Origin of the sequence: Pseudomonas sp. BLCC-B112 (genome assembly GCF_028550695.1) — a bacterium.
In the GTDB taxonomy this organism is placed as follows: Bacteria; Pseudomonadota; Gammaproteobacteria; order Pseudomonadales; family Pseudomonadaceae; genus Aquipseudomonas; species Aquipseudomonas danubii.
This window is the reverse complement of the sequence record NZ_JAQQGK010000003.1, coordinates 323420-345824: the sequence shown is the minus strand read 5'-3', so window position 1 is coordinate 345824 and position 22405 is coordinate 323420. Positions and strand designations below refer to the sequence as shown.

The window sequence follows — 22405 nt, the reverse complement described above, 5'->3', positions numbered from 1 at the left end:
TTTGTGGGGAAGCAACATGAAACAGCTCATACTTTGCGTCCTGGCCATGAGCGCCAGCGGCACGCTGCTGGCCCAGGACAACCCGCGCCCGAGCCAACAGGAGCAAGCGCCGGGATTCATCGAGGGCAGCCACCTGGACCTCAACCTGCGCCACTACTATTCCAACCAGCACACCCAGCGCGACACCTACCTGAGCATCAAGAAGCCCGACGGCATCGAGCGCACCCGGGTCAGGGAAACCTGGGTACAGACCGGCATGCTCAAGTACAGCTCGGGCTACACCCAGGGCCTGATCGGCTTTGGCGTGGATGCGGCGCTGTTCAGCGCGGTCAACCTGGAACGCGGTCACGGCCGGGTGGCCAACGGTGGCGACCGGGTGCTGGTGGACAGCGACGGCGACGCCCTGCCCACCTGGAGCCGCCTGGGCATCGGCGATGTGCGCCTGCGCCTGTCCAACACCGAGCTCAAGGCCGGGCGCCTGATGACCGACAACCCGGTGCTGCGCTACAAGGACAACCGCGCCCTGCCCTCAAGCTTTCAGGGCGTGGGTCTGTACAGCAATGAAACCGACTGGTTGTCGGTGCAGGCCGGCAGTTTCGACCGGGCCATCCCGCGCACCGGCACCGGCAGCGAGCGCCTGACCACCACCTTCGGCAACCGCGCCTACAGCGGTGAGCGCATCAGCTACCTGGGGGCGACCGTCAAACCCGGCCTGGGCCTGGAAGGCAGCCTCTACGCCTCGCGCTTCGAGAACATGTGGGACCAGTACTACCTGGGCCTGACCCACCGCGCCGGAGACAAAAGCCAGCTGGCGCTGAAGACCGCGTTCAACTACTACCACACCCGGGACCAGGGCCAGCAGCGCCTGGGCTACATCGACAACGACGCCTTGAGCCTGGCGCTGACCGGCAGCCATCAGGCCCACAGCCTGACCCTGGCCTGGCAGCAAGTGTTCGGCAACGAGTACTTCGACTATGTCTGGGAGTCCACCGGCAACTACATGGCCAACTCCCTGTACTCGGACTACAACGGCCCCAATGAAAAATCCTGGCAGCTGCGCTACGACCTGGATTTTGCCGCCTATGGCGTGCCGGGGCTGAGCGCCAGCCTGTGGCACGCCAAGGGCTGGGGCATCGACGGCACGCACTATGATGGTGATCGCGATGGCCGCAACCGCGGCTACAACGTGCGCGGCCTGGACGGCGCCAAGCACAACGAAAACGGCCTGATGCTGGCGTATGTGGTGCAATCCGGACGGCTCAAGGACGCAGTGCTGCGCACCATCGTCTACAACCATCGCGCCAGCGGCGGGCAGATCGACGGCAGCTACGACGAATTCCGCCTGGTGGGGAATTTCCCGTTCAACCTGTTCTGAAACACGCTGCAGCGCGAGCCCCCGTGGCCGCTGCCGCGGACGCGGCGTTCTCAAGGCCGCCAGCGGCAGCCGGCAGGCGGCCCCCAGGCAACGCGGCCCCTCCTCCAGGCCGTCAATCGACCAGGGCGTAGTGCTGCATCGCCCGGGCAAGCATTTCCTGGCATTTCAGGGTGGCCACCGACAAGGGGCGGTTGCGCACCACGCACAGATCCACGCGGATCCGCTCCAGGTGTTCGTCATCGATCGGCACAGCCACCAAGCCATCCCCCAGGTCCCGGGCCTCGGCATCCACCTGGGGCAGGATCAGTACCGCCGCGCGCTGGCGAGCCAGGCTTTTCTGTACCTCCAGGGAACTGGTGGTAAACACTGGCAGGATATTCACCCCACGTTTCTTCGCCGCGCCCTCCAGGGCCTGGCGCACGCCGTAGGCCGAATCGGGAATGGCCAGGGGCTGGCCCTGTAGGTCCTCCAGGCGAATGCTCGGGCACTGGGCAAACGGGTGCTCGGCACTCACCAGCACCCGGTGCCACAGTTGGCAATGGGCGGTCACTTCGACCTCGGCGCGCTCTTGCAGGTAGAAGGCCAGGCCCAGATCGGCCTCGCCGCTGCACAGGGCATCCAGGGTGGCGCCGGCACTGGCGATGACAATGTTGAAGGTGACTTTGGGGTGGGCCCGGTTGAACGCCGCCAGTACCGGCGCCAACACGCTGGAAACGATACTTTCCGACACATGGATGCTGACGTTACCCGCTACCTGGCTCTGCCGGCTGGCGATCACGTCGCGCACCTGATCGAAGCCGCGCAAGGTGGAACTGACCTGCTCGGCCAGGCACTCGCCTTCCACCGTCAGGCGGATGCCCCGCGGGCCGCGCTCGATCAGCGCGGTGCCGAAGAAGTGCTCCAACTGCTCGATCTGCCGGCTCACGGCGGTGGGGGTCACGTACAGCCGCTCCGCCGCCTGGCGCAGGGAGGCACAACGGGCCACCTCGTGAAAATAACGCAACGCTCGTAACTGCATGGTCGCTCACCCCCATCGCTGAACAGATCCCTGAAACACGCAATTACTGCGCCAGTGCACTTGGAATGCCCCGGCGCCCGCCTACAAAATATTGATCTGCGCGCCCGCCATGCCTACCCTGCTAAACAGCCGATTGCGCAATGGCACACGAACCACTTCCGGCGCCCCTGCCGACCTGTTGCCAAGGATTTTCCATGACTACGCTGCCCCACACTGCACCGCTAGCCCTGCTGCTCGCAGCCCTGACGCTGCTGAGCGCCTGCTCCAGTATCACCCGCAAGATCGACCCTGAACCCACCATCACCTCCGCCGGCATCCTGGCCTTTCGCGATATCTGCCTGAAGTCCGCTCCGTCTTTCGCCGGTGCTGAAACCGCCGCCCGGTCCTATGGCATCGTTGAGCTTACCGACGCCGGTTTCGCCAAGATGGGCATGGACCAGGATCAAACCCTGGGGGTCCAGGTCCAGGCCAACAAGGAATGTGCGATCACCACCCCGAGCCAGAACGACAGCTCGCTGACCCAGCAGTTCTTGAGCAGCGTCGGCAAGTTTTCCAGCACACCGGTGGCGCAGAGCGTGCCGGCGCGGATCACCCTCGAGGGCCAGACGTTCATCATCATGCACGATCGCCGTGGTGGTGAAGCCTATGTGATGCTCAAGGCGCCGTAAAAGCCTGAACGGCGCCCAGGACCTGTCGCCCCGCCATCCTCAGCCCCGAGCGGCTGAGGACACTGCGCAAACTTCCCACTTGAGTACAGCCCTCATAGACTGCGCGCGCGCCCTGGCAAGAAGCGTCTTGGATATTTACCAGTCGCTTCTTGCGCCAATCTTTTGCCCGTTTTTCTGAACTAACATGCTTGCGCTGTTTACCAAGCCTTCACTCTCTTGGGGTTATGCCGCGCTCTTCGCGGACCTGCAAAACATCGTTGACCCCATGCAAAAGAGTCATTGGGCCTATGACTTCCACAATAAAAGCAGTGACTGCCGAGTGACCCATTTTACGCAACGAGCCCTAACAGCTCTGACCAGGGTTTCTTCCGAGGACCCCATGAAAAAAAGACGCGTGCTTATCGTCGACGACCATCCCATCATCTGCGCCGCGGTCAGCGAGCTGCTTGAAGAGAACGGCTACAAGCCCATCGGTGAATCCTCCGACGGCTTCGACGCACTGGACAAGATTCACAAGCTGCGCCCGGACTACATGCTGCTGGACATTTCCCTGGACAACCTGGATGGGCTGTCGGTCCTGCAACGCATTGCAGTGGACCAACTGGAGGTCAAGACCCTGGTATTCACCGCCAGCCGCGCCAGTACCTATGGCGTGCGCTGCATGCAAGCCGGGGCCATGGGCTTCATCAACAAGAGCGCCGGACTGAAGGAACTGGTCAAGGGCCTCGATGCCCTGGCCGACGGCTACTTGTACTTTCCCAAGGAAGTGCTGGAGATGTACCGGGGAACCGGCCACGACCCGAGCGATGCGCTGAGCAACCTGACCAACAAGGAGTTGGTGGTCCTGCAGTTGCTTGCCAACGGCCACACCAACCTGGAGATCGCCACCAAGCTCAACCTGAGCAACAAGACCATCAGCGGTCACAAGATCAATGTGCTGAAAAAGCTTGGGGTGCGGACCACCATCGAGCTGGCCACCATCGCCAGGCAATTGAACCTGATATGAGGAGCGCCGGCCCGCTGCGCAGCTAGCCCTGACGAATCAGCCGCAGCGGCGCGTGGCTCGCGTTCAGTACCTGGAGCAGCGCCTGACCCCGCATCGGCTTGTGGAACAGATAGCCCTGGGCCGCATCGACCCCCAGGCGCTGTAAATGCGCGCGTTGTTTCTCCGTCTCGACGCCCTCAGCCACCAGTTCCAGATTGAGCGAACGCGCCAGCCCCACCACCGCCTCGATGATCCGGGTTTCCTTGAGCCCCAGGGCGTTGGCGACAAAACCCGAGTCGAGCTTGATCTGGCCGAAGGGAATACCCGCCAGGCGCATGATCGACGAGTGACCGGTACCGAAATCGTCAAGGGACAGGCGCACACCGCCTTTGACCAGAACGCTGATGTTTTCGATGCTCTGCATGTCCAGAACCAGAGCCTGGCGCTCGGTGATTTCCAGGGTGACCTGCTTCTTGGGCACACCCGCCTCCTCGACCTGCAGCAGCATCTGGGCGGCAAACTCGGGATCAGTCAGCTGGCTGGCCTCGATGTTGTAGGAGAACACCAGGGCATCACCCTGGGTGTGGGCCTGCAGTTGCCGCTGCAGCATCAGGCCCTGTTGCAACAGGCAGTCGAACAGCTGTCGATGGCGCTCCGGGCTGTCGACCAGATCGAGGAACGACTGCGGTCCCAGCACGCCCCTGTGCGGATGCTGCCAACGGGCCAGGACCTCGGCGCCGGTGATACGCCGGGTCTTCAGGCACACCTGGGGCTGGAAATAGGCAACGATCTGTTGCTGTTCCAGCGCCTGGGCAACATCCAGCTGCGCCCTCCAGTCATTGCTGGCAGGGGCGCGCCGATCGGCCGCCAGCCTGCTGCGCGAGTGATTTTTTACCGTGCGCTTGACGGTCAGCGCCTTGAGCAACAAGCCACTGATCTGCACCGTGTCCAGATCGCTGTAGCTGCCGACGCAATACTTGCCGGAACGCACGCGAAAGTTCGCCAGCCCCCAGCGAATGGGCGCTTCCAGGGCTTCGCACTCGATCATCGAGAAGAAACCGTAGTGTTCGCAGAGCCGGCGCAGGTAATAAATGGCCGTCAGGGAGTGCAGCGAATCGCAGATCACCAGGTCCAGTTCACCCAGTTCCGGTGGGAATTGGGTCCAGTCATTTTCCTGGCTGACTACCTGCACCCGGGCAAAGCCCGAAGCTGCCAATATTCTGGAAAACCGTCGAACGCGAAAAGCGTTCGAACACAACAGCAGTACGCTCAGCGTCGACATCAAAGCGGCTCCGGAGAAAAAAGCATCCTATCCAAAACAGCTTCAACTGAACTCAGGACACTTCTTAAATTTAGATTGGATATTTCCGATGGTGACCAGTTACTTGCTAAAAGCGGGCAATCGCAGGGGTTAGCGGTAATTGAATATTAAATCAGCACGGACACTTGCCTTGCCCAGTAAGGAGAGAGGGAGCATTGGGCGCTGCTGCGCCAGTTTTCAGCGACAGGGACGGCGCATTGCCCAAGGACACATTCGTGCCAGCAGCGCCATTGAGATCGCCGACACTCACCAAACAGGTGCTGGCGGTGATAGAGCCGGTGAAGTTGATTTCGCCGTCTGCTGCCATGGCCTGAGCAGCGATACAGCAGACAGCGACAGACAGTGCGGACTTGATGAGTTTCGTGGGTTTTATACCTATCTCGTGTTTGACGTTTGCCTTGTTCCTCAAGGCCGGGAAAGCCAACAAACGTTAGCTTGTAAATGAGATAGGACGACTCTCGGGCGCTACCGAGAAGGCTCTTGATTGCAAACCGCAGGCCCATCAAGACGTTCGGCCTCGCCCCCCCGGCTGTCCGTAACGGCAACCGGGGGCACGTGAATCACTTGGCCACGACGGGACCAGTATCCTGCTGCGGCAGGAACAAACGCGCGGTCAGCCAGCAGGTCATGGCGGCGGCCAGGAAGATCAGCAACAGCCCCAGCAGGTAATCGGAGTAGCGGGCCGTTGCAATGTCATTGACCACTTCGCGTATAAACAGCAGAGCCCATGCCATGGCAAGACTGCCGCCAATCAATGACAGAGCAATGCAACTGAACGCGCTGCGCCTGACTTTCATCAGCGCCACCCCCAGGGCCAGCCCGAAGAAGGGCAGGAAGAACAGCAACAGCGTCACTAGCGGCGCCAACACGGGCATCAGCAACAGCTCCCCTCCCCTGACTTCGCCGAGCAAGCGCGGATTGCTGGTCAGATGAGCAAGCAGCAACACGAAGTTCACCAGGCCGGCAACAAAACCCGGTACCAGGGGACACAGCACAAACACTGCAAACACCTTCAGACTTGGGTATTTCACCTCAGTCATGGAGTGCATCCCTGACTTTTTGAGTAACCCAGCAGCTTGCACCCAAACTCGACCCTGGAGGCGTAATCCAGAATATTGATTCCACCTGGAACACCCTGCCTCTCCTCAATAAAGTGCCCTGCTATTCCTGAAGTATTGGTGGCCTTGCCCGATATCGACTGAAACAGATCACGGCCCCCCAGGTACTTCTCATGAACCGGCTGCAATATAGTCTGTTCGCCTTTCAACTGCTTGATATCCCAGGCGACCGGATCGGTGGTGGCCTTGTTGTAGAGATTCTTGAAATTATCGAAGCCACCGGTGATCAACGCATCCCCGGCCGCCTTGCGCCAGTCATAGACCGGCGCCACTAATCGTCCAGCAGCGAAGGTGATGTAGGAAGGCAGATAGCTGCCATCGCCATCGGCACCCAACCCGGTCAAAAAGGCCCTGGACACCTCTTCCGCACCGCCAAACCACTTGGCACCAATGCCCAGATTCTGCTCATAGACATTGCTGGCGCCGAAGAAGTTGGCCCGGTTGTCGATGGTGTTCAGGTAGGCCACCAGGCGCGTCGCCGCCCCTTCGGTGTTGTAGAGGTAGTCGAAGGTGTTCTTCGAGGAACGGACCACGTCCTTGTTCATGATTTTCCAGGCATCCTTCATGGCCACGTACTTGATCGAAGCGTTGACCGCCGCCCGGCAACCGTCGCCGGTTGGCGCCTTGTCGCAGATGCTGCGCATCTCCGAGTCCAGCCACTCGCTGAGTTTCTCGGCCTTGGTCACAGCGGCCGTTTTCTGCTCATCGGTGGAGCAGGTACGTCCCGACAGGCAGTTGCCCAACTCGTCGAAGGCCTGGTGCGTCAGGTAGTTGTTCTGGGTGCCATTGGCCGCCACCGTCGAGGCGATGCTCATGTCACCGCCGGCGGCGGCCGCCCCGAGGACCCCGACAATCTGCGACAGGGCCATCAGGTTGGCCTGGGCCTGGATGTACTCCGGCGAACCGGGGATCAGGTTGTCCGGCAGCAGCTTGTCCCCCAGCACCCCCACCAGCAACTCGTTGGCACCACCGGCGATGGCGCCGGTGCGGAAATCACCGCCCATGGCTTCAGACAGCAGGCCGCCGAGCCCGGCATGCAGGGCGATTTTCGCCAGGCCGCCCTCGGTCAGGCCCAGGTCGCCGATCTTGCCGGCGCCATACGCCCCGCCGATGCTGGCCGCAGTTCCGGCTGCCGAAGCCGCCAGGTTGTCCTTGAAGCTGCCGCCATAGACTGCGGTCTTGATCAAGGCATCGGCCGTGACCTTGACCGCCACGGTCTGCAGGCTCTTGGCATCCAGGCCCATGGCGCTCGGGTTGTAGTTCAACCCCTGGGCCACTCCGGCGGTGGCTGCGGCCACTGTGTAGCCCTTGATGCTCTCCTTGGAGGTCACGTCCTTGAGGACCTTGCCCAGGTTGCCGCGGTTGTCGATGGTGCTGACCGTGGCATTGGTGGCGGCGTTCACCGCCACTGCCTGGAGCATGGTGTTCATCCCGGCCATCATCGGCCCCATCACCGCCGCCAGGGCGATGGCGATGATCAACTGCGCTGCCGGGCCTAAACCCGAGTTGTTGTACTTGAAGGACTCGTGGATCTCCTTGACCTGGCGCCAGTCGACGTCGCCCCGGGCCTCGGCCTGTTTCAGCCAGGCCAGTTGCGGGTCGGCCTGGACCATGGCGTCGATGGCCTGGCTGACGCTTTTCTGGTCGATGTGCTTGATGTCGATCTTCAAGCCTTCCACGGCCTTGATGGTCAGGCTGCCGCCGGCCACCAGGCTGCTCTGGCGCAGGGTTTCATCGGTGTTGCCGCGGCCTTTGGAGGAATTCCAGAAGGCATTGTTGTTGCTCTTGGTGTGGCTTTCGTCGTGCAGGTCCTTGACCCCCTCGAAGGTGATCGCGCCGCCACTGTCCAGGGTCAGGTCCTTGGCGCTTTCCAGCTTGGCCACCTGGTACTTCTGGTCGCCGCCACTCTTGAGGGTCAGGTCGCCGCCAGTCGTGATCTCGCTGCCGATGTTGGTGACCTGGGTCACCTCGTCACGGCGGGTCTTCTTGCGGCCCCAACTGCCCTTCTTCTTCATGTCGTACAGCGAGTAGTCGCTGTCCTGGGCCGCCAGCAACTCCAGGTTGTCACCGGCCACCAGGTAGGCTTCGTTGCCGGCGCTGATACGGCTGGAGATCAGGCTCAGGTCCTTGCCCGCACTGAGGACCACATCGGCGCCGGCGGTCAGCGAGGTGCCGACCTGGCTGACATGGTCTTCCTGGCGGGTGACCTTCTTGGTCTTGGAGTAGCTGTGCTGCTCATCCGCCGCCGAGGCCAGGGTCATGTCCCCCGCGGCATCCATGGCGATGTTGCGCTTGGCCTCGATCTGGCTGGCGACCGCCGTCAGGTCGCGTCCGGCGCTAACCGCCAGATCCCGCCCAACGCTGACGCTGGAGCCGTGCTGGGTGATGCTTTCGTTCAGATAGCGGTCGCGGGTGAGCTTGTCATGCTCCTGGGCCGATACCAGATTGACGTCACGAGCGGCGATCAGGGTGGTGTCGCCACCGCTGCTCAACACGCCGCCGACGTTGTTGATGTCGCGCCCAGCGCCCACGTTCAGGTCGTTGCGCGCCTCGATCCGCGCCGCGTTGTTGGCGTAGTCCAGGCGCTGGGTGGTGCTCCCAGGGTTGCTCTGGAAGGTAGTGATGCTGCGCTCGTTGATCACATCACCCGCCAGGGCGCGGACGGTCACGTCACGCCCGGCAATGATGCCGCCGGCCTGGTTGACCAGGTTGTCTCCGGCCAGCAGGTTCAAGCGATTGCCGGCCTCGATCAGGCCACTGTTGAGCAGGTCGCTGCCCGCCGTGGCACTCAGGTTCTCACTGGCACGCAAAGTCCCGGAGTTGACTAGGTCCTTGCCGGCAATCAGGGTCACGTCCCGGCCCTGGACCAGCGCGCCGTTGGCCGCCAGGCGGTTGTTGGCGTTGGCCAGGTACAGCACCGGCACCAGCACCTTCTCGCCGTTCACCTCCTGCTCTTCGAGCCAGACGATGTCGTGGGTCAGGGCCGCCACTTGCTGGGAGGTCAGGGTCACGCCCACCGCGAGGTTGAGCGAGTCCTTGCTGGCGATGGCGTTGTTCATCAGGTACTTGAACATGCCCTCGTCGCTGTTCTGGCCATCGAGGAACCGCTGGCCGGTGCGCGCCGTCACTGCCTGCTGGATCAGCCGCTGCTCATAGAAGCCGTCACCCAGGCGCTTGGCACTCTGGTCCGGGTCATACCCGAGGTTCGACAGCAGATAATCGGAGCTCATGAACTGCTTGAGGTCGGTGAGCAGCGGGTTGGTTTCGATCAGGTATTTGTGGGGATTGCTGCGCACGCTGCTGTCCGGCAGGCCCTGGACCCGGCTGACGCTCTGGTTGCCGGTGCCGCCCACGGGCAGCACGCCCAGCGGCGAGTCCGCCGCCGTCGCGCTGACCTGGACCGCTGCGGTGCGGCCATCGACGCCGGTGGCCTGGTGATCCTGCAGATTCAGCTCACGGGCGCCCAGGGCCACCTGCGGCAGCGGTTGACTGCTCAGGTCCCGAGGGCGGATCGGCTCCGGCCCGGCCTGACGCGAGGTCAGTTCCAGGCTGGCACCGCCCATGTTCCAGCTTTGCGCCGGGCCCGCAGGCTGCGCGGTGCCCCCCTGGCCACTCAAGCGAAACAGCCCGTTCTGCCCCGAAGGCAGGCTGAAGTTCGGCAGGCTCAGGGGATTGACCTGCTGCTGCGCCAGGTCCGGCGGCAGCTGGGAGTTGAGCACCACCATCAGCGGCTTGCTCGCCGCCCCCACGCCGGTGTCCCGGGCGCGATCGCCCACGGCAATGGCGCTCTTGATCACGCTGATGTTGCTGATGTCGTTGGCCGCCGTGAGCCGGGCCTTGCCGCCGGCCTGGATGATGGCCGGCGCGGAGGATGAACTCAGGGTCGAGGTCTCTACCGGCCGGTCGATGCCATAGAAGATCCCCGGGTTGAACTTGGCCACCAGGGCCGCGAAATCCTGCTGGTTGAAGGCACTGCCCTGGGGGTGCGCCCGATCATAGGCCTGCACGTCACGGGCCAGCTGGAAGAACAGCCCGCGCTTGATCTTGACCCCAGCACCGACTTCATAGCCGGAAGAACCGGACGCCACCAAGGAGGCCTGGTTGGTGATAGCGCCGCTGGTGATGGTCAGGTCATTACCTGCCGAGACGGTGCTGTAGCGGTTGAGGAAACTGCTGCTGTTGACCGTCAGGTTGCCTCCCGCATTCAGGGTCGACTGCGGCGAGTCGCTGCTCACCACGCCTTCCACCGTCCGGTAGATAAACACCGGCCCCCGGACCCAACTGGCGCCGCCGCCACAGTGCTGGGCGCAGCGGATGGTCATGCGGCCATCGGTGATCTGCTGGCTGGCCTCGTATTTTTCACGATCGTTGACCAGATCCAGGGCAGCAATATTGATATCGCCACCGCTCTGGATGTTGCCGGAGATGTTCTTCAGGCTTTGGGCCGAGGTGCCGGCTGCCATGCCGGCCACGGTCAGGCCGCCCAGGCTGTAGAACTCGCCATAGCTGTTGGTCAGGGTGTTGACGTTGAGGCTGGCGTTCTGGCCGCTGAAGACAAATCCATGGTCGTTGACCAGGGTCGGGGTGGTCAGGCTCAGGCCCTCGGCGCCGCCTAGGGTGCCGGTGTTGAGCACGCCGCCGGCATTTACCGTGAGTGTGGCGTTGGAAGTCAGGCGCCCGGCGTTGTTCAGTTGCCCGCCGATGTTGACCCGGGTATCAGCGCCGCCGGCGATGCTGCCGGTACTGCCCAGGTTCACCTGGGCAGCAGCGAAGGTCATGTCGCCCAGGCTGGACACCCGGCCATTGCCGGAATAGGTGCCGCCGATCTGCAGGACCAGGCTGCCATCGCTGGCCAGCAACCCGTCGTTGCTCCAGTTGCCGCCTCGGGCCTGCAAGTGCTGGCTGGCCAGCAGTTGGCCGCTGGCGGTCTGGGCGAATTGGTTGACGTTGAGGTTCAGGCGTCCGGCCTGGATCACGCTGCTGTTGGTCCAGCTGTCGGCAGTGAGGGTCAGGCCGCCACGGGTGATCAGGCTGCCGCCGGCATTGATCACATTGCCGGTGGCGATATCGAAGTTGCCTTCTCCCAGGTGCAGCAGGCTGCCGCCCTGATTGAGGAAACCCGACGCCGCCAGGGTCAGGTCGGTGTTGGCGGTTTCCAGCAGGCCGTTGCGGTTGTCGAACTGGCCACCGATCTGCAGTTCGGTCTTGCCCCCGGTCGCCAGGGCCCGCAGCTTGCCGCCCTGGTTGTCGAGGCTGGCGCCCCGCAGGGCCAGGCTCTCGCGGCTTTCAATCAGGCCGCCACGGTTGTTCACTGGCCCCTTGAAGTCCAGGTCGATGTGCTGGCCGTTGATCTGCCCCACACCGTTGTTCAACGAGTGGCCGCTGGCCTTGACTCGCCCGCTGGCGTACAGCCCGCCGTTGCTGTTATCCACCCCCGCGCCACCGGTATCGAGCAGCAGGTCGCCGCCCTTGGCCGCCATGCGCCCGCCACCGTTATCGATCCCGGCCAGGGCCTGCAGGTCCAGGCTCCGAGCCTCGACCTGGCCGCCATGGTTATTCAGTTGCCCCCTGACACGTGCCTCAAACAGCCCCTTGAGGCTCGACAGCACCCCGCCGCGGCTGTCCAGGTTGGCGCCCTGGATACGCAGGTCGCCGTCTTCGGCGATCAGCTTGCCACCCTGGCTGTCGATGTCCCCGGTCATGGCCAGGGTCTGGGCCTTGGCGCTCTGGATCGCTCCCTGGGCATTGTTCAGGCTGCCGGCATTGAGACTCAAGCCGGCATCGCGGCTATAGATCAGGCCATCACCCTGGTTGCTCAATTGGCCAGTGGTGGTGACTTGCAGCGCACCGTTGGCGGCCAGGGTGCCGCGGTTGCTGTTGTCCAGGCTGGCGCTGAACAGGGTCATCAGGTTCTGGCTGATCAGTTGCCCGCCCTGGTTGTCGATGCGGCTCGAACGCTTGAGCAGCAGCGGACCACTGGCGGCCAACTGGCCCTGGGCATTGACCAGGGCGCCCAGCAGGTCGAGGGTCACCGCGCCTTCGCTGCGCAGGTTGCCACCCTGGTTGTTCAGGCTATTGCCGGTGAAGTTCAGGGCGCCCACGGCGCTGAGGCGGCCGCCCTGGTTGTCCAGGTCGCCGGCGGCGATGTCGAGGCTGGCGCTGCTTTCAATCAGCCCGCCCCGGGCGTTGTTCAAACCGCCACTGCCGAGGATCAGTTGCTGCTCGCCCTTGCTGGTGACGATGCCCTTGTCGCTGTTGTCCAGGCTGGCGGCCTTGAGGGTCAGCCGACCCTGGCTGGCCAGCCCGCCTTGCGCACTGTTGAGCAAGGCGCCACTGAGGTCGATATTCAGCTCCCCCAGCAGGCTCGACAGGGTGCCTTGCTGGCGGTTGTCCAGGCTGCCACCGCTGAGGTTGAGCCCCTGCCAGCCAGAGACCAGCCCCTGCTGGTTGGTCAGCTGCGCAGCCTCGACCCCTAGCTGCTGCTGGCTGATCAGCGTGCCGGCGCTGTTGTCCAGATTGCGCCCGGCCAGGTTGAAGCCCTGGGCGCTGGAGATTTCACCTTCGCGGTTCTGCAGGTCCCGCAGGTGGGCGATGCTCAGCACGCCCTGGGTGTTGATCAGGCCCTGGCGGTTGTCCAGGTCCGAGGTCTGCGGTCCCAGGTCGATACTCAATCCCGTGCCACCCAACAGCTTGCCGCCCTGATTGCCCAGGCCCTTGGCGCTGAGTTGCAAATGCCCGGCGGACTGGATCAGCCCTTGGTTGTGCAGCGGACCGGCGACCCTCAGGCCCAGGTCGTGGTCGCTGAGTAGCGAGCCGCTGTTGTCCAGGCTGCCAGCATCGATCTGCAGGGCGGCAGCGGCAATCTTGCCCTTGAGCGCGGTCAGCGCGCCGTCGATACGCAGGGTCAGCGCCTGATGGCTGAGCAGTTGCCCGGCGCTGTTGTCCAGGCTTTGCGCCGCCAGTTCGAAGGCCTGCTCGCTGGAGATTTCACCCTGGCGGTTGTTCACCGTGCCCAGGTTGCTCAGCACCAGTGGACCGGGGGCGTTGATGAAGCCGCCCTGGTTGTTCAGCGTGCCGTGATTGAGGTCCAGGCTCAGGGCGGTCTTGCTGAACAGCTTGCCGCCTTGCTGCTGCAGGCCACTGACCGAGGCCTGCAAGGCCTTGGCGCTGCCGATGCTGCCCTGGTCGTTGTTGACCTGGGTCGCGGTCAGGTTCAGTGCATCACCGCTGTTGAGGTTGCCGCCCTGGCTGTTGTCCAGTTCGCCCGTCTCCAGTGCCAGCTTGGCCTTGCTGCTGATAACGCCCTGTTGCTGGTTGTCCAGGCGCGCGCTGGACAGGGTCAGCGCAGCGTCGCTCAGCAGCTTGCCGCCGCGGTTGTCCAGGGCCTCCCGGGCGCTGATCTGCAGGGCGCCCGCGCTGGACAGACTGCCCTGGCGATTGCCGAGGTTGCGCACCTGGATGTCCAGGCCGCCTTCGCTGCTGATGCGGCCTTGATGGTTGTCGAGGTCGCCGGCAAGCGCCAGGTCCAGGCGCTGCAGCCCCACCAGATCCCCGCCCTGGTTGTCCAGGCTCGTGCCGTTGAGGCTCAGGCCCTGGTCCGCGCTAATCAGCCCCAGGCTCTGGTTGATGACCTGGGCCACGGTCAGCGTCAGGTCGCCGCTGGCCAGTACCCGCCCGGCAGCACTGTTGTCCAGGCGCTCGCCGACCAGGCCGATCTGCTGGCTGGACAGCTCACCGCCACGGTTGTCCAGTTGCCCGATGTTCAGGTCAAGCTGCCGGGTCGCCCCCAGCAGGCCGTCCTGGCGGTTATCCAGGGTGCCGGCCTTGAGAGTCAGTTGGGTGTCGGCCAGGATCACTCCGCCCTGGTTGTCGGCCGCCTCGGTGACCTGCAACTGCAGGTCGCCACGGCTGTGCAGCTCACCCTCACGGTTGTCCAGGCGGGTGCTGCGGCTGTCCAGCGCCGCTGCCGCCATCAGGCCCTTGACGTTGACCAGGGCCTGTTCAATGCGCAGGGTCAGCGCCTGGTTGCTCAGGACCTTGCCGCCACTGTTGTCCAGTTGCCGCGCGTTCAGGTTGAAGGCCTTGGCCCCGGAGATCTCGCCACCGCGGTTGTCCACCTGATCGAGGTTGCGCAACAGCAGTTGCCCGGGGGTGTGAAGATTGCCGCCCTGGTTGTTCAACTGTCCGTGATTGAGGTCCAGGGTCAGGTCAGCATTGCTGAACAGCTCGCCGCCCTGCTGATCCAGACCGCTGACACTGGCGCTCAGTACCTGATCGCTGCCGATCCGACCCTGGTGGTTCGTCAGTTGTGCGGTGATCAGGCGCAACTGCCCGGCGCTGGTGAAGCTGCCGCCCTGGCTGTTGTCGAAGTCCCCGGTGCTCAGGCGCGCGTCGGCCTTGGCGCTGATCACACCCTTGGCGCTGTTGTTCAGGCTGGTGCTGTCCAGGGCCAGGCCTTGCTCGGCGACGATGGCGCCAGCCTGGTTGAGCAGCGCCCCGCTGCTGTCGATGCTCAGGGCCTGGGCGCCGGTCAGGCGGCCGCCCCGGTTGTCCAGGCTGCCCACCTTGAGGGTCAGCAGGTCTTCGCCGCTGATCAGGCCACGCTGGTTGTCCAGGGCTGCGCTCAGGGTCAGCAGCAAGGGCTGCTGACTCACCAGCTGGCCGCCGTTGTTGTCCAGGCTACTGCCGCTGAGATTCAGCCCCTGCTTGCTGAACAGCAGCCCCTGGTTCTGGTTGATCACCCGGGCCACCTTGAGCAGCAGGCGATCATCGGCCAGGACCTTGCCGCCGTCGCTGTTGTTCAGCCCCTGGCCGTTGATCTGCAGCTCGCCCCGGCCCGACAGCGCACCGCCACGGTTGTCCACCTCAGCGACGTCCAGGGTCAGGGACTTGAGGGACGCCACCAGGCCTTTGTCGCGGTTGTCCAGGTGCTGGCCTGTAAGGTGCAGGTCACCTTCGGCCACCAGTTCGCCGCCCTGCTGGCGCAGGCTGTCGACCTGGGCCTGCAGGTCGCTCTTGCTGGCGATACGGCCGCCGTTGTTGAGCACTTCCCGGGTATTGAGCGCCAGGCCGGAGGTGGCGCTGAGCAGGCCGCCGCTGTTGTCCAGCCGGCGACCTTCTACCGTCACCGCGGTCTGGCTTTCCAGGCGGCCCTTGTCCCGGTTGTCCAGCTCGCGGCTCAGCAGGTTCAGGGCCTGGTCCGCCCGCATCACCCCGCCGCGGTTGTCCGCCGTCTCGCCACTGACCTGCAAGGTGTCGCCGGCGGAAATCCTGCCCTTGCGGTTATCCAGATGCCCGGCCTGTACCTCAACGACTCCGGTGGCCTGGATCAGTCCCTTGTCCTGATTGTCGAGACGCCCGGCGACCTCGGCACTGAGGCGCCCCTCGCTGCGCAGATTGCCGGCCTTGCTGTTGTCCAGGGCCGCGGCACGTACCTTCAGCTGGTGCTCCGCCCCCAGGGCCCCGCCCTGGTTGCTGATCTTCCCGCTGGCGCTGATGTCCAGGGTGTCGCCCGCCATCACCAGCCCGGCGACGTTGTCCAGCGAGGTCACTTGCAGGGTGAGTTGGGTCAGGCTGCTCAGCTCACCCTGGTCATTGCCCAGGTGGCCGACATGGGCCTTGAGCTCGCCATCACTGGTGATCAAGGCGTTGTGGTTCAGCAGTTGCCCGGCTTGCAGCACCAACGCATCGCTACTGAGCACCCGGCCCTGATTCTGGTTGTCCAGGGTGCCGGCACCGAGCGTCACCTGACGTTGCCCGCTCAAGGTCCCGCCCCGATTGTCCAGGGTCTGGGCGGTAGTGATCGTCAGATCGCGGCTGGCGACGATGCTCTTGCCGCGGTTGTCCAGATTCTGGGCGGTAAGGGTGATGTCCGCGTCGGGGTTGCGGCTGTTGTCGGCATTGACCCCGGCCTCGATGATGCCCTGGTTGGTCAACTGGCCACCGCTGTCGAGGCTGATGCGGTCCCGGGCGGCGAGGGTTTTCTGGCTGCTCAGGTCGCCCCGGGTCTGCACCTTGAGCTCGCTGCCGGCGTAGACCGCGCCCTGGGCATCGAGGCTGCCGGCCTTGATCGCCACTGCGCCCTTTTCGGCGGTGGCGTCGGCCATGCGCAACTGGCCGTCGGCATCCAGCTGAATATCGCCGCCGCTGGCGATCAGTTTGCCGTCGAGCTTGACCCCGACCCCGGCCTCGGTTCCCACCAGCTTGATGGCCCCGGCGTACATGCCGCCCAGGGCTGATGAGTCGATGGCCAGTTGCGGTGCACCCGCCGGGTTGGCGGTCCGCGCCGTGGCGTTCAAGGTCTTGGCGTCAACGTCGTTGGCCCCGGCGATCACCGCCAGGTGCTGGGCCTGGATCTCGGCGTTGATTTTCGCGCTGCGGGTGATGATTTCGAACTGGTCGATATTGCTCGCGTTGAGCCCCGCGCCTTCAATGGCGACGCTGCCCTGGTCCACCTGGTAACGCTGGATCTGGCCGTTCTCGATCACCGGTTTGCCGGTGGTCAGGGTGGCTTTCGGGGTGTTGATGAAGCCGCAGCCGTTGCAGCTCACCCCGTAAGGGTTGGCAACGATGACATGGGCCGATTGCCCGGCCACTTCGGTGTAGCCCTTGAGCTGGCTGGGGCTGCCGCCGTTGACCTCGTTGAGGATCACATTGGCCGCGCGGCCCCCCAAATTGGCGTTGCCGAGGATGATCCCCCCCAGTTGGGTGGCCTGGGTACGGTTGGTGGCGTTGTTGAGGATCACGCCCTGCTGGCCGACGTTGTAATCGCTGAACGTGTTATGGGACAGACCGCTGCCATTGGGCGCGGCAATGTTGACGATGGGCACGCCATTGCCGGCCTGACCCAGTGTGGTACCGCTGCCGTTGACCACGATGCCGTCGGCCATCACCACCAGCGGCTGCCAGAACATCATGTTGGCGAGAATGAATGCCAGGCTGCGCTTGGAAAAGCCGCAGAAAGAGTCACGCGATTGCAGGGCAGCCGAAGGCTGGCGGGCCATAAAGGCGAGTTGGCGAACGTCCATGTCAGTCTCTCAACAATGCAGGAGCAAAAAACCCCAAAGGCCTTCATCCCGAAGGCCCACGGCGAGCGATAATTGATTTCGCGAGGCAAGATCGAACTGGTAATCCATCGATCCGCAGCAGAGAAAAGCGGGTCAAAAGAAACAGAACATCAGCAAAAGTGATATCAATTTGATGGCAAAATACTAAATAGCCACTATTCTGGCGTCAATCTTTCATTCACCCCGCTACCGCCTCGCCCTCCTTTCCCGCGCCGCTTTTCACCGCCGGTTCGGCTTGATGAATACCGCTCAATCCCACTGCCCATTGGCTGGATAAAGGGTCGACGGCTACGCTGCTGCCCACAAGAACAACAACGGGAAACAGCGCTGTGCGAACCACCACCCAACACTTTCGCGAGCAGTATCGAGCCGCGGTCAGTCCGCGCTACAACCCCTGGCTGCATGGCGGCTTCGTCCTCGCCTACGGCGCGCTGTGCATTGCGGTGCTGTGCAGCACCCTGGAGCGGGTGCAGCCCCTGGAATGGCTGGCGGTGCCGGTGTCGCTGCTGTTCTTCAACCTGTGCATCTACGTGGTGCATCGCTGGCTAGGGCATCACAAGCAGCCTTTCGCCCGGCTGTTCTATGCCCGGCATACCGGCGACCACCACAGTTTTTTCACCCCGGGACTGATGACCTATGAAGGCCGCAAAGACTGGCGGGTGATCCTGTTTCCGGCCTGGCTGATCGTGGTCCACAGCCTGCTGTTCGCCCTGCCCCTGTGGGCGCTGCTGCGCCTGTGGAACGGCAACGTCGCGGCGCTGTTCGCCAGTTGCACCTTGATCGGCTACCTGGCCTATGAAGTTTTCCATGCCTGCGAGCACTTGCCCGCCAGCCATCCCCTGGCGCGCCTGCCCTGGGTGCGGCAGATGCGCCGCCTGCACGAACTGCATCACCGCCGAGAACTGATGCAGGAGCGCAACTTCAACATCGTCCTGCCGCTGATGGACTGGCTGTTCGGCACCTTGCACTGGCAACCGGAAGAAGTACCGGCCCCCGCTCCCTTTCCTGACGAGTCCACGCCCATGACCCGCATGCAGCATCAGATCGAGATCCCCCGCAGCGCCGCCGCCACCCTGGCCTACGCCGCCAGCCCATGCTGCTGGCCACAATGGCATCCATCCTCTCTCAAAGTGTTGGGTGACGATGGCCCCCTGTTCGCCGGGCAGGGTTTCGAGGAAGACATCCATGCCGGCGGACGCAGCGGCCACCTGAGCTGGCAGGTCCGGGAGTACCTGCCGGGGCACCGCTGGCGTGCCACCGCCCGGGGCGATCATGGCCTGGAGCTGCAAGTGACCTATGAGTGCCAAGCGCTGGCGGGCGAACGCACGCGCTTTGTGCGGACCCTGGAATACCGCTTCGACAACCTGCTGATGCGCCTGGGCAATCAGCTGTTATTCAAACGGCGGATAGAGCGAGAATCCGCCGCGTCATTGCTGGCATTGTGCGAGACGGCCCAACAGGCCATCCCGCTGACAACCACCGCCCCGGCCAGCAGCCCATCCTGAAGCCGACCCTGACAGGAATCCTTGCATGAATCAGATTGCCCCCCGACGCTTCTCCCCCGCCCGCATCCTCCTGCTGCTGGTGGTCGCGATCCTGGCGTTCCTGCTACTGGCACCGACCCGGGTCCAGCCGGTGGCCTGGACCCCGGCCCCAGCCCCCTCACTGAGCCAGGGCACCTATGCCGAGAACCACAAGCTCAAGGCGGTGCAGCCCGTGGGCGCCCGGGACATCGACGGGCCCGAGGCCCTGCTTCTGGAGAAAGACCAACTGATCACCGGCCTGCATGACGGTCGGGTGATCCAAACCAGCCTCGACGGCAGTGCCCTCAAGGTGCTGGTCAACACCGGCGGCCGGCCCCTGGGCCTGGCCCGGCATCCGGATGGACGCCTGATCATCGCGGATGCCATCAAGGGCCTGCTGGCCCTGGACCCGCAAGGCCAGTTGCAGACACTGAGCACCGCCGCCAATGGCCTGAAGTTCGGTTTCACCGACGACGTGGCGGTGGACGCCGCCGGGCGCTATGCCTACTTCAGCGACGCCAGCAGCCGCTGGGGTTATGGCCACGACGGCGAGGCGGTGATCGAGCATGGCGGCGACGGCCGCCTGTTGCGCTACGACTTCCAGAACGGCACCACCGAGGTGTTGCTGGAAGGCCTGGAATTTGCCAACGGCATTGCCCTGGGACCGGACGAGGCGTTTGTCCTGGTCAATGAAACCGGGGCCTACCGCATCAGTCGTTACTGGCTCAAGGGCGACAAGGCCGGCAGCCATGACCTGTTCATCGACAACCTGCCGGGGCTGCCGGACAACCTCAGTTTCAATGGCCGGGAGCGCTTCTGGGTGGCCCTGTATGCGCCGCGCAATGCCCTGCTCGATGGCACCGCGGCCTATCCCCTGGTGCGCAAGATGCTGGTACGGGCCATGACCGTGCTGCCCAAGCCGGTGGAAAAGCGCGGCTTTGTCCTGGGACTGGATACCCAGGGCCGGGTGATTGCCAACCTGCAGGATGGCAGCAGCGGCAACTACTCACCGATCACCACGGTGCGCGAATATGGAGATGACTTGTACCTGGGCTCCTTGAGTGCCAGCCATATGGCGCGGCTGCCATTGAAGGAGGCGCTGGCGCCTTGAGGGGTTGAGAGCGGTGCGCTGTAGCGTGCAATGGGGACAGCGCGGCGGACGTCAGGGCGGCTATGCCGTCCAGCGGGAGCAAGCTCCCTTGCCACAACAAGCCTCCTTGCTACAGCGAACAGCCGCTGCTCACTATCCAAATCCATGAAATTGCACGAAACGCGTTGCCAGTGGAGACCTGAATAAGTGCGCTTTTTTGTAGGAGGTGAAACCTGTTCCCTATCACAGGGCCAGAGGCCTTACATGGTGACTTTTAGACGAGTGCAGTTTCACCCTCCCGCATAGAAATCAAACCAGAACCCACCTAAGTAAGTTTCGGATTTCTCCTATATCGACCAACCGTGGGTTAAGTACAGCCTGTCTTCAATTACGCAGCTTTTTGATTCTGGGTCCACAACTCATTCAGATCGATAGACGTATCCAGGTATAGGTCCCAGGGAGGGGCAGTCAGTGCCGCTAAAGGATTCATTCCTCAAGGAAATGGACAGCCTGCGTCGATTCGGCCGGACGTTGGTCGCCAGGAATCCAGCGCTTGCTCCCTTCCTCAGCACCAGGGGCGTCGACACAGATGTCGAGCGCCTGATTGAAGGTTTCTCCTTTCTCGCTGCACGCCTGCACCTGACCCTTGATGCCCCTCTCCCGGAGCTGACCCACCCGCTGCTACAGCGGATATGGCCTCACTATCTGCGCCCTTTCCCCAGCACAACCCTGGTGCGCTTTAACCCGGTCGAGGGGGCGCTCGACCAACGACACATCATTCCCAAAGGGACACGCCTGATGTCCCGACCGATCCGTGACGTTCAGTGCGAATTTCGTACCTGCAAGGACTTGATTCTGTATCCACTGCGCATTGATCAGGTCAGGGAGACTCACTCACACGATCACTCACTCTTGCATATTGACCTGGGACCAAACGGCAAGCTGAGCCTGGGCGATTTCAACTGCGATCAACTGGAGTTCCAGTTCACGGGGGACAAGGCCACGGCACTGCAGGTGTATTTGTGGCTGGCCAGGTATCTGAGCGAGATTCGCGTGGAATTCAACGGCAGGGCCACCAGCGTCACAGCACAGCATGTCGAGTTTCCCGGCTTTGCTCCTGACGACGCCCTGTTGCCCGCACCAGACGCAAGCCTCGACGGCTATCGCATCCTCCAGGACTACTTCACCTTTCCCGAACGCTTCCTCTGTTTTCGGTTGATCAACCTGAAAAACCTATGGCCTGCCGAACAGACCGAGCAAGTTCGCTTTGAGTTTCGTTTCAATCGACCGATGCCGACTGATCTGCATCTGAACATTGATGACTTGGCCCTGTACTGCGTACCCGCCATCAATTTATTCCAGCACGATGCTATCCCCTTGGCATTAGGCGAATTGGATCGGGAGCAACTCGTCCAACCAGCGGATCTGCCGGAGGATGCATGCGAAATTTTCAGTATTGATCAAGCCCAGGGGATGCAGCGCGAACACGACGCCGAGGACGATATGCCGGTCTACCTGTTCCAGGCTTTTCACGATATTTCCCGCGATGAAAAGCGTGACAAGGTCGATCTTTACTACCAGGAACGTATCGAGTCCGATCTGGTCTCCCAGCAGGCACTGCACTACGTGGCTTTCGTTCATGGCGACGGTCGTCCTTACCACGCCGAGACTGAAATTGCCTCGCTGACACTGACTTGCACCAACAACAACCTGCCAGCGGCACTGGGTATTGGCGACATCTGTTTGCCCACCAGCGAAACGCCGGTGATCGCAAACTTCAGCAACATCACTGCGCCCACCCCCACCTACAGGCCAGTGCTCGATGGTCAGCAGCAGTGGCAACTGATCTCCAATTTCGCCCTCAATCAGCAGTCACTGGCCGACAGTGCTCCGATGCGCGAAGTCCTCGAAGCCTACGACCTTTGCTCTGGGCACAACATTGAACACGCCCGTCAGCTCAAAGGACGGCTGCACAGCATTGGCCCCGTCAACACCCAGACCATCGACCGGTTGATTCGCGGAAACCCTGTGCGGGGCTACAAGACTGTGTTGCACATGGACCCGACAGGCTTTGCCGGGGACGGCGACCTTTTTCTGTTCGCCACGGTGCTCAGCCACTTCTTCGCCATGTACGCCAGCAAACACTCCTTTCACCTATTGAAAGTCATCAATAGCCGTAGCAAGGAAGCTTACGAATGGCCAATGCGCACCGGCAAACAGCCGACGCTTTAGCCAGGGAGG

10 protein-coding genes are annotated in these 22405 nt (G+C 63.1%); 6 read left to right on the top strand and 4 right to left on the bottom strand.

Going from position 1 to position 22405, the window contains the following annotated elements; translation table 11 throughout:
- Nucleotides 1-16 precede the first annotated feature (16 nt).
- Nucleotides 17-1375 (top strand): OprD family outer membrane porin, encoded by a 1359-nt coding sequence (locus PQT43_RS10490; protein ID WP_267268481.1) that lies wholly within the window; start codon nucleotides 17-19, stop codon nucleotides 1373-1375.
- Nucleotides 1376-1487: 112 nt separating this feature from the next.
- Here the strand turns inward: PQT43_RS10490 and PQT43_RS10485 are convergent, their stop codons facing one another.
- Nucleotides 1488-2393, bottom strand: a complete 906-nt coding sequence (locus PQT43_RS10485) for a LysR family transcriptional regulator (protein ID WP_102881566.1) — start codon at nucleotides 2391-2393, stop codon at nucleotides 1488-1490.
- 194 nt (nucleotides 2394-2587) lie between these two features.
- Here PQT43_RS10485 and PQT43_RS10480 point away from each other — a divergent pair, with 194 nt between their 5' ends.
- Nucleotides 2588-3061 (top strand): hypothetical protein, encoded by a 474-nt coding sequence (locus tag PQT43_RS10480; protein ID WP_272753827.1) that lies wholly within the window; start codon nucleotides 2588-2590, stop codon nucleotides 3059-3061.
- 379 nt (nucleotides 3062-3440) lie between these two features.
- Entirely contained in the window at nucleotides 3441-4067 is a 627-nt protein-coding gene (locus PQT43_RS10475; RefSeq protein WP_102881568.1) for a response regulator transcription factor, read from the top strand.
- Nucleotides 4068-4089: 22 nt separating this feature from the next.
- Here PQT43_RS10475 and PQT43_RS10470 read toward each other — a convergent pair whose 3' ends face one another.
- The 3 genes from PQT43_RS10470 to PQT43_RS10460 form a co-directional block, all read right to left on the bottom strand.
- Nucleotides 4090-5328: an EAL domain-containing protein gene (locus tag PQT43_RS10470; RefSeq protein WP_102881569.1), complete on the bottom strand. Its 1239-nt coding sequence runs from the start codon at nucleotides 5326-5328 to the stop codon at nucleotides 4090-4092.
- A gap of 599 nt (nucleotides 5329-5927) precedes the next feature.
- The gene (locus tag PQT43_RS10465) at nucleotides 5928-6407 is read right to left on the bottom strand and encodes a hypothetical protein (RefSeq protein WP_272753826.1); all 480 of its coding nucleotides are present in this window, start codon (nucleotides 6405-6407) and stop codon (nucleotides 5928-5930) included.
- Nucleotides 6404-17512, bottom strand: coding sequence for a two-partner secretion domain-containing protein (locus tag PQT43_RS10460; RefSeq protein WP_272753824.1), 11109 nt, complete (start codon nucleotides 17510-17512; stop codon nucleotides 6404-6406). Before PQT43_RS10460 ends, PQT43_RS10465 begins: the two co-directional genes overlap by 4 nt.
- A gap of 368 nt (nucleotides 17513-17880) precedes the next feature.
- Here PQT43_RS10460 and PQT43_RS10455 point away from each other — a divergent pair, with 368 nt between their 5' ends.
- From PQT43_RS10455 to tssF, 3 genes are all read left to right on the top strand, one after another.
- Entirely contained in the window at nucleotides 17881-19056 is a 1176-nt protein-coding gene (locus tag PQT43_RS10455) for an SRPBCC family protein (RefSeq protein WP_272753823.1), read from the top strand.
- Between the two features lie 25 nt (nucleotides 19057-19081).
- On the top strand, nucleotides 19082-20185 hold the full coding sequence (locus tag PQT43_RS10450) for an SMP-30/gluconolactonase/LRE family protein (RefSeq protein WP_272753822.1): 1104 nt from the start codon (nucleotides 19082-19084) through the stop codon (nucleotides 20183-20185).
- A gap of 450 nt (nucleotides 20186-20635) precedes the next feature.
- Nucleotides 20636-22396: a type VI secretion system baseplate subunit TssF gene (gene tssF / locus PQT43_RS10445; RefSeq protein ID WP_272753821.1), complete on the top strand. Its 1761-nt coding sequence runs from the start codon at nucleotides 20636-20638 to the stop codon at nucleotides 22394-22396.
- Nucleotides 22397-22405: the final 9 nt, after the last annotated feature.

Coding starts and splice junctions, on each gene's coding strand:
- PQT43_RS10450 (WP_272753822.1), top strand. CDS start 19,082: ATGAATCAGATTGCCCCCCGACGCTTCTCCCCCGCCCGCATCCTCCTG.
- PQT43_RS10470 (WP_102881569.1), bottom strand. CDS start 5,328: ATGTCGACGCTGAGCGTACTGCTGTTGTGTTCGAACGCTTTTCGCGTT.
- PQT43_RS10485 (WP_102881566.1), bottom strand. CDS start 2,393: ATGCAGTTACGAGCGTTGCGTTATTTTCACGAGGTGGCCCGTTGTGCC.
- PQT43_RS10460 (WP_272753824.1), bottom strand. CDS start 17,512: ATGGACGTTCGCCAACTCGCCTTTATGGCCCGCCAGCCTTCGGCTGCC.
- PQT43_RS10465 (WP_272753826.1), bottom strand. CDS start 6,407: ATGACTGAGGTGAAATACCCAAGTCTGAAGGTGTTTGCAGTGTTTGTG.
- PQT43_RS10490 (WP_267268481.1), top strand. CDS start 17: ATGAAACAGCTCATACTTTGCGTCCTGGCCATGAGCGCCAGCGGCACG.
- PQT43_RS10480 (WP_272753827.1), top strand. CDS start 2,588: ATGACTACGCTGCCCCACACTGCACCGCTAGCCCTGCTGCTCGCAGCC.
- PQT43_RS10475 (WP_102881568.1), top strand. CDS start 3,441: ATGAAAAAAAGACGCGTGCTTATCGTCGACGACCATCCCATCATCTGC.